The 14,186-nt window shown below is 65.5% G+C and carries 13 protein-coding genes; 4 read left to right on the top strand and 9 right to left on the bottom strand.

The annotated features are described in order from the left end of the window. Window positions 1-111 precede the first annotated feature (111 nt). Window positions 112-2,319 carry a GGDEF domain-containing protein gene (locus tag HNR60_RS24180; protein WP_246432958.1) on the bottom strand — a complete coding sequence of 736 codons (2,208 nt, stop codon included), beginning with the start codon at window positions 2,317-2,319 and terminating at the stop codon, window positions 112-114. 145 nt (window positions 2,320-2,464) lie between these two features. Beyond that, window positions 2,465-3,751, bottom strand: a complete 1,287-nt coding sequence (gene nhaD / locus HNR60_RS14695) for a sodium:proton antiporter NhaD (protein ID WP_184258723.1) — start codon at window positions 3,749-3,751, stop codon at window positions 2,465-2,467. A 204-nt stretch (window positions 3,752-3,955) separates the two neighbouring features. Between nhaD and nhaA the strand changes: the two genes are divergently transcribed. After that, window positions 3,956-5,173, top strand: a complete 1,218-nt coding sequence (gene nhaA / locus HNR60_RS14690) for a Na+/H+ antiporter NhaA (protein ID WP_184258791.1) — start codon at window positions 3,956-3,958, stop codon at window positions 5,171-5,173. Between the two features lie 153 nt (window positions 5,174-5,326). Here nhaA and HNR60_RS14685 read toward each other — a convergent pair whose 3' ends face one another. From HNR60_RS14685 to HNR60_RS14675, 3 genes are all read right to left on the bottom strand, one after another. After that, window positions 5,327-5,731 (bottom strand): DUF3307 domain-containing protein, encoded by a 405-nt coding sequence (locus HNR60_RS14685; RefSeq protein WP_184258721.1) that lies wholly within the window; start codon window positions 5,729-5,731, stop codon window positions 5,327-5,329. 106 nt (window positions 5,732-5,837) lie between these two features. After that, complete coding sequence (locus HNR60_RS14680; RefSeq protein ID WP_184258719.1) at window positions 5,838-6,668, bottom strand: DUF6537 domain-containing protein; 831 nt, start codon at window positions 6,666-6,668, stop codon at window positions 5,838-5,840. 14 nt (window positions 6,669-6,682) lie between these two features. Then, complete coding sequence (locus tag HNR60_RS14675; RefSeq protein ID WP_184258717.1) at window positions 6,683-7,366, bottom strand: Crp/Fnr family transcriptional regulator; 684 nt, start codon at window positions 7,364-7,366, stop codon at window positions 6,683-6,685. A 192-nt stretch (window positions 7,367-7,558) separates the two neighbouring features. Between HNR60_RS14675 and HNR60_RS14670 the strand changes: the two genes are divergently transcribed. After that, the gene (locus HNR60_RS14670; RefSeq protein ID WP_184258715.1) at window positions 7,559-8,371 is read left to right on the top strand and encodes an enoyl-CoA hydratase/isomerase family protein; all 813 of its coding nucleotides are present in this window, start codon (window positions 7,559-7,561) and stop codon (window positions 8,369-8,371) included. Between the two features lie 116 nt (window positions 8,372-8,487). Beyond that, the gene (locus HNR60_RS14665) at window positions 8,488-8,880 is read left to right on the top strand and encodes a hypothetical protein (RefSeq protein ID WP_184258713.1); all 393 of its coding nucleotides are present in this window, start codon (window positions 8,488-8,490) and stop codon (window positions 8,878-8,880) included. 55 nt (window positions 8,881-8,935) lie between these two features. On the opposite strand, the gene HNR60_RS14660 is transcribed toward HNR60_RS14665, so the two are convergent. The 4 genes from HNR60_RS14660 to HNR60_RS14645 all read right to left on the bottom strand — a co-directional run bounded on the left by HNR60_RS14660 (window position 8,936) and on the right by HNR60_RS14645 (window position 13,337). Beyond that, window positions 8,936-9,628 (bottom strand): nitroreductase, encoded by a 693-nt coding sequence (locus tag HNR60_RS14660; protein ID WP_184258711.1) that lies wholly within the window; start codon window positions 9,626-9,628, stop codon window positions 8,936-8,938. A gap of 241 nt (window positions 9,629-9,869) precedes the next feature. Further along, window positions 9,870-11,114: an acyl-CoA dehydrogenase gene (locus HNR60_RS14655; protein WP_184258789.1), complete on the bottom strand. Its 1,245-nt coding sequence runs from the start codon at window positions 11,112-11,114 to the stop codon at window positions 9,870-9,872. Window positions 11,115-11,387: 273 nt separating this feature from the next. Then, window positions 11,388-12,515, bottom strand: coding sequence for an acyl-CoA dehydrogenase family protein (locus HNR60_RS14650; protein ID WP_184258709.1), 1,128 nt, complete (start codon window positions 12,513-12,515; stop codon window positions 11,388-11,390). 63 nt (window positions 12,516-12,578) lie between these two features. Continuing rightward, window positions 12,579-13,337, bottom strand: a complete 759-nt coding sequence (locus HNR60_RS14645) for an SDR family NAD(P)-dependent oxidoreductase (RefSeq protein WP_184258707.1) — start codon at window positions 13,335-13,337, stop codon at window positions 12,579-12,581. A gap of 589 nt (window positions 13,338-13,926) precedes the next feature. Between HNR60_RS14645 and HNR60_RS14640 the strand changes: the two genes are divergently transcribed. Continuing rightward, window positions 13,927-14,184 carry a hypothetical protein gene (locus HNR60_RS14640; RefSeq protein ID WP_184258704.1) on the top strand — a complete coding sequence of 86 codons (258 nt, stop codon included), beginning with the start codon at window positions 13,927-13,929 and terminating at the stop codon, window positions 14,182-14,184. Window positions 14,185-14,186 lie beyond the last annotated feature (2 nt).

Raw genomic sequence — 14,186 nt, 5'->3', positions numbered from 1 at the left:
TAGAATGCAGTCGAATTCGTTAATGAGCGGTTAACCGAACCCTATTTTACCGCCGGATGGAACTTGAATTCGATTGACGAATCAGTCAGGGGCGGAACCCGCCGGTTCCATTCAGGCGCTGGGCGCGAGCAACGGCGACTCCGCCAGCGGCGCCGAGGCCAGCTCGACGCGGTTACGGCCGTTCATCTTGGCCCGGTACAGCGCGTTGTCGACCCGGGCCAGCAGGCTCTCCGGCGTGTCGCCGGGCACGCATTCGGCGACGCCGAAGCTGCAGGTCAGGCAGCCGATCTCGTCGAACGCGGTGTGGGCGATGGTGTTGCGCAGCTTCTCGGCGAACTCGACCGCGACCTTCTCGTCGGCGCCGACCAGCAGGATGACGAATTCCTCGCCGCCCCAGCGCGCCAGGAAATCGGTCTGCCGAACGCTGCGCGACAGAATCCGCGCGAGATGCACCAAAACCTGGTCGCCGATCAGATGGCCGTGCACATCGTTGATCTCCTTGAAATAATCGATGTCGCACATCACCGCGGAAAACGCCGTCTGGAAGCGATCGAAGCGCACGATCTCTTCGACCACGCCCTGGTTGAACACCCGGCGATTGAACAGCCCGGTCAACGGGTCGGTGGTGGCCTGCACGTGCAGCCCGCGCGCCAGCTCCTGCAGCTCCATGCGCTTTTCGGCGTGGATGCTGTCGCGGATGCCGTGCTCGCGGCCGTAGAAGTAGAACAACGCCATGATCGAGAATTGCAGCGTGATGACGATGCCGAGAAACCTGGTCGGAAAGATTCCGGCGACCGGAAACACCATCAGCAACGACCAGCCGCCCTCGCTGGCGGGGCGGCGCAGGACGTAGGACGGCACTCCGTCGGCCGTGGTCCAGACCGAGTCGACGATCTCGCGCGGCACCATGGGCTTGGCCGCCGAACGCGGCGCCGCCAGCCGCAACGCGTCGACCGCGCGCGGCCACAGCGCCTGCCGCAACCTGTTGCTGCGATTGGACAGCATCACCACGCCGTCGGCGTCGACGAAGTAGAACGCCTTGTCGAACGACAGCAGGCTGGCCTCGAGGGCCTCCAGCGATTTCTGCAGCATCGCAACGCCGACGACGTTACCCTCGCGATCGCGAATCGGCGCACTGGAGGTGTAGCTCCGCGCCCCGGTGATCGGATCGAGCTGGAAACGACGGCTGGCCAACCCGGCGATCGAATTCTGAAAATACGGCGCGGCACTTTCGTTCGCCAGAGCGAGCGTCGCCGCTTCGCTGCGATCGGACGAAGCGATCACCGCGCCGGAGCGGTTGAGCACCATGCCGACCAGCGCTCCGGCGGCTTCGACATCGAGCTGCAGCACCTCGTCGATGTGTCGATCCCGCGCGGTGCTGCTGCCATTCAACATCGGCAGCAGCGTCGGCGACCTCGCGAGCGCTTTCACCATGGCGTCGAGCACCGCGGCTTCGCCGGCCAGACGGCTGACCAGCAATTCGGCGTCGCCCCGCGCCTCCTGCTCGACGGCCTGTTTGTAGAGCCCGCCCAGATAACCCGTCAGCGCCCATCCGCCGGCCAGGATCGCGATCAGCGCGACCATCGTCCAGATCAGCTGCCGGCGCAGATACGCCGTATAGCGCGCGGCCGCCACCGTCTCGACCAGCGTTTGTCCCCAGAACGCCCAGCACAGCCCGGTGAGCAGGCAAGCGAGCACGCCGCGCAGCAATTGAATGGGAATGCCGGTCAGTCCGACAAACCATGCCGTATTGACGACGTTGGCCGGCCAGAACGGGGCCGGCGACACGATCAGACCGGCGGCGCCCCCGTAGAGCGCCAGCACGATCGCAAACAGCGTCAGCAGCCCCTTTTTGATAGGCGAATGCTGCCTGGCGCGTTGCGCCAGCACCAAACCGCCGCCGATCGCGCCGACGAATCCCAGGCTGTAGCGCGACACGGCCCTTGCCGCGGGCAGACCCTCGAGCACGCCCACGCCGATAATCAGTCCGACGATAAGTGGGTAGATCCAGATGTCCGGCACTCTGTAACCCAACCGGGTGGCGCCGCTGCGGGTAAACTCCATCAAGAACAGGAAGGAGGCAATGAGCACCGCAAGGCGCAGCGTCGCGAACAGCTGGTTGTCGCCGAGCATCAAGGCGGCGAGATCGAGCCATTCGGCGCAGCCGTGAACCAGCGCGAAACTTCCGAACAGCCAAAGGTCGACGGTGCCACCGAGCCTACCGCGCGCCATCGCCAAACAGGCGGAACCGAGCAGGATAAAGGCCATGCCGTAGAAGAAATAGATGAAGTCCAGCTGTGACTGCAGGAACGAGGCCATGGTCCACGCGGGTTACGATCCGGCCCCCCCCCCGTCGCGAACACCGCTTCGTCGAAAGGTTCTGCCGCCTCAGCAGCATAGCCATGCCCCTGCGCGAACCAGTTAATTTCCTACCTGGTAGAAATACCGGGGCACGCCCATGGTCTCAGTGCAGCAGGTTGTACTGCACGACATAGGCCGCGGCGCCGGCGAAATAGCCGAGCATCGCCAGCACGCTGACGCGTCGCAAATACCAGAAGAACTCGATCTTCTCGAGCCCCATCGCGGCGACGCCGGCCGCCGAGCCGATGATCAGGATCGATCCGCCGGTGCCGGCGCAATAGGCGATGAACTCCCACAGGAAGCTGTCGGGCGGATATTGCGCCAGGCTGTACATCCCCATCGACGCCGCCACCAACGGCACGTTGTCGACGATCGCGCTGATCAGCCCGAGGATGACGACGATCAGGTCCTGCCGCCCGACGGTCTGGTCGAGCCACGCCGCCAGCGCGGTGAGGATGTGCGAATGTTCCAGGGTGGCGACCGCCAGCAGGATGCCGAGGAAGAACACCACCGAGCTGAGGTCGATCCGGGTCAGCGCGTGGCCCAAGGTCAGTTGTTCGCGCTGCTTCGGCGGCTTGTGGCGGTGAATGATTTCCGCACTGACCCAGAGGATCCCCAGCCCGAACAGGATGCCCATGAACGGCGGCAGCCCGGTGAGCGTCTTGAACGCCGGCACCATCACCAGAATGCCGAGCCCGAGGAAGAAGATCAGGTTGCGCTCGAACCCGTTGTTGTCGGCGCTGCGGCTGGTCTCGGCGTCGACCTCTTTCAACGCGAAGGCCCGGCCGCGCAGCTGCCAGGTCACGATCAACAGCGGCACCAGCAGGTTGACGATCGAGGCCAGGAACACGCCCTTGATAATCGCGGTTGCGGTGAGCTGGCCACCGATCCACAGCATCGTCGTGGTGACGTCGCCGATCGGCGACCAGGCGCCGCCGGCATTGGCGGCGATCACGATCATCGCGGCGAAGAACAAGCGGTCGCCGCGATCGTCGAGCAGCTTCTTGGTCAGCGAGATCATCACGATGGTGGTGGTCAGATTGTCCAGCACCGCGCTGAGGAAGAACGTGACGAGCCCGACCAGCCACATCAGCGAGGTCAGCCGATTGGTGCGGATCTGCGAGGTGATCACCTCGAAGCCGTTATGCGCGTCGATCACCTCGACGATGGTCATGGCGCCCATCAGGAAGAAGATGATCTGCGCCGACGACGCCACCGATTCGTCGAGCTCACGCATCACCGCGGCATGATCGGGGCTGGATATCGAATACAATGTCCACAGCAGCCCGGCGCCGAGCAGCGCGGTGGCGCATTTGTTGATGCCGAGCGGATGTTCCAGCGCGATCGCCGCATAGGCGACGACGAATACGGCGATGATCGCGATTTGCATTCCCGACGGCCCCTTGGTCTCCGACTCTGAATAGCAGAACAATCCCGGGCGACAAACCCGGGACCTGGATAAGCCCGCAAAGGTTGCTCATGATGCCATGGCTCCGCGCCGACGTGTTCGCCCTCCGCGCTGCCGCGACGGCCGCGCGACGCTGCTTCAATTCGCCGGCTTGCCGCCCCACAAGGATGATGCTCAGTGCAGCAGATGCTGAAAAATTCGATAATCTATCGACCCGTCGCCGAACTGCGCGATTTCCTGCGCGGCGAGACCGCCGGCGGCGTGATTCTGATCGTCAGCGGCGCGCTGGCGATGCTCGCTGCGAATTCGGCGCTGGCGCCGCTCTATCTCGAGACGCTGGCGACGTATCTCGGCGGCCTCAGCGTGCTGCACTGGATCAACGACGGCCTGATGGTGCTGTTCTTCCTGCTGGTCGGGCTGGAGATCAAACGCGAATTGCTGGAGGGACAGTTGCGGGCCTGGCCGGCGCGGGCGCTGCCCGGGGTCGCGGCGATCGGCGGCATGGCGGTGCCGGCGCTGATCTATGCGGCGATCAACTGGCAGGAGCCTTCGACGCTGCGCGGCTGGGCTATTCCCGCGGCCACCGACATCGCGTTTTCGCTCGGCGTGCTCTCGCTGTTCGGCTCGCGGGTGCCGGTGTCGCTGAAGATCTTTCTCACCGCGCTGGCGATCCTCGACGATCTCGGCGCCATCGTCATCATCGCGGTGTTCTACACCGCCGACCTGTCGCTGCCGATGCTGGGCGGCGCGGCGCTGGTGCTGGCGCTGTTGGTCGGGCTCAATCTTGCCGGCGTGCGGCGGCTCACGCCCTATCTGCTGCTCGGCGTCGTGCTGTGGTGGCTCACGCTGCAATCTGGGGTGCATGCCACGGTGGCCGGCGTGCTGCTGGCGCTGACCATTCCGCTGCGCCGGCGCGACGCCGCGGTCGACGAGGCCCATTCGCCGCTGCAGCGGCTGGAGCACGCGCTGCACCCGTGGTCGGCCTATCTGGTGCTGCCGCTGTTCGGCTTCGCCAACGCCGGGGTGTCGCTGACCGGGGTGACGTGGCCGAGCCTGTTGCAGCCGGTGACGCTCGGCGTGGCGCTCGGCTTGCTGATCGGCAAGCAGATCGGGGTGTTCGGCGCGGTGCTGCTGATGGCCAAGCTCGGCTGGGCGCGGCGGCCGGCGCGCGCCACCTGGCTGCAGGTCTACGGGGTCTCGTTGTTGTGCGGCGTCGGCTTCACCATGAGCCTGTTCATCGGGCTGCTGGCGTTCGCGCGTACCCCCGAGCTGGAAGCGGCGATGAAGATCGGCGTGCTGAGTGGTTCGCTGCTGGCGATGCTGGCCGGCGCGCTGGTGCTCGGGCTCGGCAGCAGTAAGCCGGTGCCCGCGACGTCCGGCGAGCGGATCACGCCGCAGCCCTGACGCGCGTCGCCATCGCGCGCCGTCATTCCGGGGCGCGAGAGCGACAGCTCGAGCGAACCCGGAATCTCGCAGCACGGGACGGACTCCTGCCCGCGCAGCAAGATTCCGGGTTCGCGCGCAGCTGCGCTGCGCCCGCCCCGGAATGACTGCGTATCAGCCGTTGGCGGCGAGCCAGATCGACAGCGCAAAGCCGGTGAGATGATGCAGCGCCTGGTCGGTGCCGATCAGCCACCAGAACCATTGATGATCGCGCGTCACGTCGAAGGTCGCGACACAAAAGCCCTTGGCGCGGTCGATCAGGATGTGAACCGCAAAATCGATCAGCCCGATGAACCAGAACCGCGGCGCGATGATCAGCATCAGCGCGGTGGTCAGCCCGAGATGAATCGAGCAATGCACCAATAGCGGCCAGGCCCAGCCGGTCTTGCCGTCCTTGCCGATCGCCATCCAATGGGTCTGCAGAAAGAAATCCGCCACCACATGCTTGGCGGTGAGCACCAGCATCCATCCGATCAGCGCGCCCACGGCGACCGACGACGACAATGATGGAAACACCAAGCGAGCGCCCTTTGCTGGCTGACGGACCGAACGGCTCTGTGGAACCCGATTTATGACACTTCGCTGTCCGGAATGCACGCGGAGAACCGGCGACGCGCCGTCCGCGTCAGGGTGACGCGCGCGCCCGGATTTCGCGAACGCAGCGCTTCAGCGCCCGCTGCTGCGGGTCTGGCGTCACCGCGGCGCGCGCTTGCGCGATCGCCGCGGCAAGGTCGGGCAATTCGAGCACGCCGTCGAAGCAGGGCTTGGCGAGGCTATCGATGATCAGGCACCAGTCGGCCTGCCGCTGCCGCAACGGCTCGCCGCAGCCGTGAATCATCGTCGCGGTTTGCACAATGGCGGCTGCGGCCGCCGGCTGCTTGGTCAGCGCGCGATCGATCATGTGCAGCCAGCGCTCGACCAGCGCGCGCTCCTTGGCATAGCGCGGCGACAGCAGCCGCCAGCGCCGCAACGAGGCCTCGAGCTCGAGCCGGCGCACCGCGAACCAACTCGCGGTGCTGAAGCGCAGCCGCACCTTGCGGCGCGACAGCCCGGCCCAGCCGACCAATTCCAGCGCCTGTCCGGAGATCACCTCCGGCAGCGTCGACACCAGTTCGTCGAGCCGGAAGGTTTTGACCTCGCCCGGTCCCGGCGGCTGCTGCAAGGCGAGCTGCGCCAGCCGGATCACGTCCTCGTAGCACATTCGCTTGGCCAACAGCCGCGCGATCTCCGCGAACAGCTCCTCGCCGACGCCGCGGCGGCCGACGAAGCGGCGCAGCCGGTCGAGATAAAGCTGCGCGTAGCTCGGGCCTTGATAGTCGATCAGCATGAACACGGCGTCGCTGGCAACCGGCCGCACCGCCTCCGGCAGACCCTCGGGCAGAAACGGCGCGTCGCGGCCGTCCTCGCCCATCCATTCGGCGAGCGTGGCGCGGATCGCCTCGATGAAGCCGGCCATGGCGGCGGCTCTCGCTAGGCCGAGCCCTGTGCGGCGGGCGCTGGCGCGGCAGCGGGCGCCGGCGTTTGCACCGTATACTCGGCCAGCCGCTGCTCCAGCCGGCCGATGTTCTGGAACAGCCGGGCGCTCGCCAGCCGCAGGAAGTAGAAGCCGAACTCCGGATTCTGCACGTACAATTCCTCGACCTGCCGATAGCTGACGCCGAGCACGGTGCCGCCCTCGATGCATTCCAGCGTCTGCGTCCGCTCGTTGAGCGGCGACAACATGCCGAGCTCGCCGACGATGGCGCCGACCGGCAGCTCGATGCCGGACTCCACCAGCCGGTAGCGGCCGCTGACGATGTAGAACATGTCCTCGGCCTTCTCGTCCTTGTAGAACAGCACCTCGCCGGTCGCGCAGCAGCGCTCGGTCATGAACGGCTTCAGCCATTCCATCGACAGGTCGCTGTTGACCGATTTCTTGACGTCGCGCACCAGCTGCAGCATCTGGTGCAGCCGGTAGCCGTTCAGCGGCAGCAGCACGGCGTGCAGCAGCAGCGTCGGATAGGCGTGGCTGAAGATCGAGGTGGTGATCAGGATCACATTGGTGATGATGCCGAACACCCGCAGCGGGATCATCGTGCGCATCGTGGTGGTGGCGACGACGAAGATCGAGGCGAAGAACGTGCCGGCTTGTACGGCGATATGCGGCGAATCCATGGGGCCAACCAATTCCTGATAGCGGACGGTTTCCCGCGAGGCGATCGCGGGCGCTGGGCTTGCGGCGGTAATATAGCCGATCCGGCGCGAATTGCCGCCCCGCAACTTCAGCGTCGCACCCCGCCTGGTTCCGGCGGCGTTGACGGCCGCCCTCCGCGCAGGGCAGGTTCGGACCCTAGCCAGGAGACCGCGATGTCGGACACCACGACGATGACCACCCCCGCGCATGACGAACCCGCCGACACCACGCCGATCCTGACCATCGCCGGCGCCCGCGCCGAGATCCGGCTGAACCGGCCGCGGCATCTCAACCGGCTGTTGCCGGACGACCTCGACGCGCTGATGCAGCTGTTCGACACCATCGAGACTGACTCCGCGGTGCGGGTGCTGGTGCTGACCGGCACCGGGCGGGCGTTTTCCGCCGGCTTCGATCTCGGCAAGGTTGCCGAGCGCGCCGCCGCCGACGCGGCGCAGCCGAGCGCAGGTGCCGCGTTCGAGGTGGTGGCCAACCGGCTCGAGGATCTCAAACTGCCGACCATCTGCCGGCTCAATGGCGGGGTCTATGGCGGCTCCACCGACCTGGCGCTGGCCTGCGATTTCCGCATCGGCGCCGAGGGCTGCGAAATGTTCATGCCGGCAGCACGGCTCGGGCTGCACTACTACAAGAGCGGGATCCGCCGCTACGTGTCGCGGCTCGGCGTCGACAACGCCAAGAAGCTGTTTCTCACCGCGCAGAAGATCGACGCCCGCGAGATGCTGCGGATCGGCTATCTCACCGCCCTGGTGCCGATGAAACGGCTCGACTCCGAGGTCGACGCGCTGGCGAACATTCTCGCCGGCAACGCGCCGCTGGCGATGGCCGGGATGAAGCGCGCGATCAACGAATTCGCCCGCGATCAGCTCGACGAAGCCGCCGCCGACCAGCGCGCCCGCGACAGTATGCAGAGCGCGGAGATCAACGAAGGCATCGCGGCGTTCAAAGAGAAGCGCGCGCCGCGGTTCTGAGCGCACCTCTACACTAACAAAGACGACCTTGCGCCAACAGGCGCCGGGCTTAAATATTCTCTGTCAGCGGCCGAGCCCACCACATTTGACCAACGATTGAAGTCTTGGGGGAGACAATGAGAGAATTCCATTTCAGGGCGCCAACGCTTTTCGATGCATCGGTAAAGTCTTCTGTGGAAGACGAACTGATATTGCACGATTCCCGTGGCACGGCCGAACATCTTGCGAAGTTCAAAAAGCTCGCCCTTTGGCTGAAGTCCGAAATGGTCAATGCAGGGTTGGCCGCAGATGGCCCCGGTTTTGACGAAGGCGGCAGTTGGATGATCCAGGTTCCGTCCAACGACGGCGCCTTCGTACTTTGCACCGTCTCAGCGAGTGGCGGTGATGATCCGCGGTTCGTCTTGCTCGTGGACGAATTTGGCGGCGCGCCCGAAGACGTGGGCCACGTTATCGAAAAGATCCTGCGCAATGCGCGCGAGATTGGCGAGTTGAGGAATATTGACAATTAATGTCGCCGGCGCGGATTTGCCTGTTGGCGCCCTCATCCGGGAAGATCGCGCGCGCTCACTCCCCCACGAACGTCACGACCTCGCCGAGCGATGCGCGCGAGGTGCGGTAGCTGTTGATCTTGTGGTCGCGGTCGGGATAGCCGAACGAGATGCCGCACACCACGCGGCGATCGTCGCCCAAGCCGAAATGCCGGCGCACCACCGCCGAATGCATCGCCAGCGCCGCCTGCGGCACGCTGGCTATGCCGAGCGCCTGCGCCGCCAACATGAAGTTGGCGACATAGCCGCCGCAATCGACCGCGCCATAGACCCCGAGCGCCTCGTCGGTGCTGATGATGGCCACATGCGGCGCGCCGAAGAATTTGAAATTCTCCAGCATCTGTTTGGCGTAGGCCGCCTTGTCGCCCTTGACGATGCCGAGCGTGTCGTAGAGCTGAAAGCCGCTCTCGCGGCGGCGCTGCAGATACACCCCGCGATACTCCCGCGGAAATTCGAAGTCGCCGCCGGGCGCCGCGCCGGACGCCGCCACCGGATACAACGCGTCGCGGAATTTCTCGGTCTCCTCGCCCGAGGTGATCACCACCTGCCAGGGCTGGCTGTTGCACCACGACGCGGTGCGTTGCGCGGCGCCGAGAATCCGCTCGATGATTTGGCGCGGCACTTGGTCCGTCTTGTAGGCGCGGCACGAATAGCGCTGCGCCAACAGATCTTCCAGCACGTCGATCGGGGCGGAGGAGTCGTGGGTCATGGTTCAACCATCATAAGTAACAGGGTTGGCAAGAGTTCTCACGCGGCACCGCTTCGCCTCTCCCCGCTTGCGGGGAGAGGTCGACCCGGCGAAGCGTCAGCGAAGCCAGGTCGGGTGAGGGGGCGTCTCGGCATAACGCGGCGCCCCCTCACCCGACTCGAACGCGCTACGCGCATTCGAGCCACCCTCTCCCCGCAAGCGGGGCGAGGGAAGAGGCCGCCCTGGTCGGCGAGCGATAATCCTATCCCCGCCCCCGCGTGGGAATCTGGTTGAATGGCACGTCCTTGTCGACCCGGATGTCGCCGGGCAGCCCGAGCACCCGCTCGGCGATGATGTTGCGCATGATCTCGTCGGTGCCGCCTTCGACGCGGGTGCCCGGCGCGCGTAGCAGCATCGCCTGGAATTTGCCGGCGGCGTCGGCTTCCGGCCCGGAGAGCACGCCGGCGGCGCCCTGCAAGTCGAGCGCATACATCGCGACTTCCTGGATCATCGAGGCGGCGACCAGTTTGCCGATCGAATTCTCCGGCCCCGGCCGCTCGCCTTTCGACAGCGCCGAGATCGCCCGCAGGCTGGTGTATTTCAGCCCACTCGCCTTCACCGCCCAGTTCGCCAGTTTGGAGCGCACGGCGCGGTCGTCGATCGCCGGGCCATCCTCCAGCATCAGGTTGCCGCAGTAGTCGAACAGCTCCGGAACGCCGGTGGTGATCTGGGTGCCGATCGACATCCGCTCGTTCATCAGCGTGGTCAGCGACACGTTCCAGCCGTCATTGACGCTACCTAACCGCTGCGCATCGGGAATCCGCACGTCGGTGAAATACACCTCGTTGAAGTCCGACTGGCCGTTGGCCTGCTTGATCGGCCGCACCTCGACGCCCGGGCTCTTCATGTCGAGGAAGAACATGGTGAGCCCCTTGTGCTTCGGCACGCTGGGATCGGTGCGGGTGATCAGGATGCCGTAGTCCGAATAGTGCGCGCCGGAGGTCCAGATCTTCTGGCCGTTGATGATCCAATCGTCGCCGTCGCGCTCGGCGCGGGTGCGCAAACCGGCGACGTCGGAGCCGCTGGCCGGCTCGGAAAACAGCTGGCACCAGATCTGTTCGCCGGACGCCAGCGGCGGCAAATAGTTCCGCTTCTGCTCTTCCGAGGCGTAGGCCATCATGGTCGGGCCGCACATGCCGTGGCCGATGATGAACAGGAAGCTGAGCTTGCCGAACACGCCCTCCTCCTGCTGCCAGATCACCCGCTCGATCGGCGTGGCGCCGCGGCCGCCGTAATCCTTCGGCCAATGCAGGCAGGCCCAGCCGGCTTGCGCCTTCTTCTTCTGCCAGGCCTTGGCGACCTCGAGCGCGGTCGCGCCGTCGAGCGCGAGCCGGCCGAGCGAGGCTTTGCGCAACGGCTCCTCATATTGCTTCGGCGCGTTGGCGGCGATCCAGGCGCGCGCCTCGGCGCGAAACGCGGCTTCCTGCGGGGTGTCGTCGAAGTTCATGGCATCGCCTTTCATCCCGGAGCCTTGCCCCGAACGCATTCGCAGGATGGGTTGAGCCCTTGCGAAACCCAACACCGCATGGCCCGGAGCCGATGGGTTTCGCTGCGCTCAGCCCATCCTACGGGGCTTCACTCTCGCTCCGCGTGTCCCGGGCGCGGTGCGGCGTTCTTCACGCCGCGCCGCCGACCCGGGACCGTTTCAGACGATGCCTTCGTTACGGTCCCGGCTCTGCGGAGCAGCGCTGCGCGCTGCACCGCGTCCGGGACACGCGCGTTACGCCGCATTCCTTTGCCGCATCCGCTCGATCAGCTGGTCTTCCCAATACGACTGACTGCCGAGCGCCAGCGCCAGCGCGTTGGCGCGGCGGTAGTACAGATGGCAGTCGAACTCCCAGGTGAAGCCCATGCCGCCGTGCACCTGGATGTTGTTCTTCGCGCAATGCTGGAACGCCTGCGTCGCGCTGATCCGCGCCGCGGCGGCCGCCTCCGGCAATTCCGCAGCGTCGGTGGAGAGCGCCCAGGCGCCGTAGTAACAATTCGAGCGCGCCAAAGTGGCGGCGACATACATGTCGGCGAGCATGTGCTTGATCGCCTGGAACGAGCCGATCGGGCGGCCGAAGGCGATGCGGTCGAGCGCGTAGTCGCGGCCCATCTCCAGCGCGCGATCGGCGCCGCCGACCTGCTCGAAGCCGATCAAGACCGCGGCGCGGTCGAGCAATCTTGTAACGAGGCTCCAGCCCTCTGACGCTTCGCCGAGCGGCTCGGCTTCTGCATTATTGAAACGAATCTCGGCCTGGCCGCGCGACGGATCGAGATTGGCGAGCTCGCACGCTTCAATGCCGTCGGCGGAGAGATCGACCAGATACAGCGCGATGTCGCTGTCGCGGCCGGTCGAGGCCGAGCGCGCGGCGACGATGGCGACATGCGCGATGGCGCCGTCCGGCACCGGCAGTTTCACGCCGCTGAGCCGGCCGTCGGAGGCGGCGAGCTTGATCGCGGCCGGCGACGGCTGGCCGCGGCCCTCGAACAGCGCCAGCGTGCCGATCGCCTCGCCCGACGCGATCCGCGGCAGCCACTTCTTCTTCTGCGCCTCGGAGCCCGCCATCAGCAAGGCCTCGGCGGCGAGATACACCGTGGAAGAAAACGGCACCGGGGCCAGCGCGCGGCCGACCTCTTCGGCCAGCACGCAGAGCTCGAGCTGGCCGGCGCCGGCGCCGCCGTACTGTTCGGGAATCGCCACGCCGAGAAATCCCATCTCGGCAAAGCCCTGCCACAGCGCGCGGTCGTAGGGCGCCTTGCCGTCGAGCACCTCGCGCACCGCTTTCGGCGGGCACTTCTCGGCGAGGAAGCGCCGCGCCTGCTCGCGTAGTTGTTTCTGTTCGTCGGAGAAATCGAAATTCATGGCGTTGGTCCCATGTTTTTTGCCGCGCGCACCGCGCGGCGCATCGTCTCCGGATCGCCTCTTCTAGCGCGGCGCCATGCGAATCGCGCCGTCGAGCCGGATGGTCTCGCCGTTCAGCATCGGGTTCTCGACGATGTGCACGGCCAGCATGGCGTATTCGGACGGATCGCCGAGCCGCGCCGGATGCGGCACCTGGGCGCCGAGGCTCTTCTGCGCTTCTTCGGGAAGGCCCTTCAGCAGCGGCGTCAGAAATAGGCCGGGCGCGATGGTCATGACGCGGATGTTCAACGAGGCGAGATCGCGCGCCACCGGCAGCGTCATGCCGACGATGCCGCCCTTGGAGGCGGAATACGCCGCCTGCCCGACCTGGCCATCGAACGCCGCCACGCTCGCGGTGCTGATGACGACGCCGCGCTCCTCGCCGATCGGCGGCGCGCTCTGCATCCGCTCGGCGACCAGGCGAATGCAATTGAACGAGCCGATCAGATTGACCTTGATGACGCGGGAGAACTGATCGAGCGGCAGCGCGCCGTTCTTGCCGACGGTCTTCGCCGCGGCGCCGATGCCGGCGCAATTCACCAGCACGCGGATCACGCCATGCGCGGCTTCCGCCTTGGCGATCGCTTCCTGCACCGGGGCTTCTTCGGAAACATCGCCGACGCAGGCCACCCCGCCGATCTCGGCGGCGACCGCTTCGGCATTATCCTTGTTCATGTCGAGCACCGCGACCTTGGCGCCCTTGGCGGCCATCGCCCGCGCGGTGGCGGCTCCCAGTCCAGAGCCGCCGCCGGTGATCAGGACGGAGACGTCTTGCAACTGCATCGTAGCGAACCTTTCCTTGCCCCTTGCTTTGGGCGTTTCCCGACTTGGCTGTCGAGACCGGCTTGAAGCAAATCTTGCAGCACAGATGTCGCGCGCGGATCCTTGTCGCCGGATCCTTCGATCGATTCTTTGAGTGTTACGTCGCCGCGCGCCGAGGCGGCGCCCGCTCGGCAAGCGAAGCATCCAGGGCATCGCGTGGTGCCCTGGATGCGTCGTCGCAACAACGCCGCGTCATCACGATTGCCCCATGACGACGTCGAAGTCCTGACTTCGTTGAAGCTGTGAGTCAGGTTTTCGGAAAGACAAGTCCTTGGGCGTTTCCGTATCGGTTTTTGTTTTGTTATGTCGTCTCTTCCGTCCTTGGGCGCGTCCTGATCTGATGCCGGGATCGCGCGCGTCGCTGCTTGTCGCAGTCTGTGGTCATCCGCTGAAGCTGGTTCGGCGGCCGCCATGACGTCTGCTTTGAAGTCTCCCTGGGTCCTTGGGCGTTTCCGTATTTTGTTCTGTTGTTGTGTTGCGAAGTCCTTTGTTGCGAAGTCCTTGGGCGCTCCCCCAATCTGGTGCCGGGGTCAGCGTGAAGGCGAAGTCCTTGGGCGTTTCCGATTGGTCTTGGTGTTCTTGTTACTTGTTGTCAGTGTTCTTGTTGGTCTTGGTCGCGCTGCTTGAATTGAAGTCCTTGGGCGTTTCCGTGGTTTCTTGTTATCAACCTGTCCTTGGACGCTTCTTATTTTTGAAATCTTTGAAGTCTGTCCTTGGGCGTTTCCGTATTCATTTTGATGCTGCGAAGTGGGTGGTGCCGTTTCTTCTTGGTGTTGAACTGGTTGGTGTTGAACTTGGTGTTGTCTGATG

Source organism: Rhodopseudomonas rhenobacensis (assembly GCF_014203125.1).
Classification (GTDB): Bacteria; Pseudomonadota; Alphaproteobacteria; order Rhizobiales; family Xanthobacteraceae; genus Rhodopseudomonas_A; species Rhodopseudomonas_A rhenobacensis.
The sequence above is the reverse complement of the archived record's forward strand: the minus strand, read 5'-3'. Positions and strand labels throughout refer to the sequence as shown.

Bases quoted from the DNA above. Each gene is read 5' to 3' on its own strand.
- HNR60_RS24180 (WP_246432958.1), bottom strand. From the start codon at position 2,319: ATGGCCTCGTTCCTGCAGTCACAGCTGGACTTCATCTATTTCTTCTAC.
- nhaD (WP_184258723.1), bottom strand. From the start codon at position 3,751: ATGCAAATCGCGATCATCGCCGTATTCGTCGTCGCCTATGCGGCGATC.
- nhaA (WP_184258791.1), top strand. From the start codon at position 3,956: ATGCTGAAAAATTCGATAATCTATCGACCCGTCGCCGAACTGCGCGAT.
- HNR60_RS14680 (WP_184258719.1), bottom strand. From the start codon at position 6,668: ATGGCCGGCTTCATCGAGGCGATCCGCGCCACGCTCGCCGAATGGATG.
- HNR60_RS14675 (WP_184258717.1), bottom strand. From the start codon at position 7,366: ATGGATTCGCCGCATATCGCCGTACAAGCCGGCACGTTCTTCGCCTCG.
- HNR60_RS14670 (WP_184258715.1), top strand. From the start codon at position 7,559: ATGTCGGACACCACGACGATGACCACCCCCGCGCATGACGAACCCGCC.
- HNR60_RS14665 (WP_184258713.1), top strand. From the start codon at position 8,488: ATGAGAGAATTCCATTTCAGGGCGCCAACGCTTTTCGATGCATCGGTA.
- HNR60_RS14660 (WP_184258711.1), bottom strand. From the start codon at position 9,628: ATGACCCACGACTCCTCCGCCCCGATCGACGTGCTGGAAGATCTGTTG.
- HNR60_RS14655 (WP_184258789.1), bottom strand. From the start codon at position 11,114: ATGAACTTCGACGACACCCCGCAGGAAGCCGCGTTTCGCGCCGAGGCG.
- HNR60_RS14650 (WP_184258709.1), bottom strand. From the start codon at position 12,515: ATGAATTTCGATTTCTCCGACGAACAGAAACAACTACGCGAGCAGGCG.
- HNR60_RS14645 (WP_184258707.1), bottom strand. From the start codon at position 13,337: ATGCAGTTGCAAGACGTCTCCGTCCTGATCACCGGCGGCGGCTCTGGA.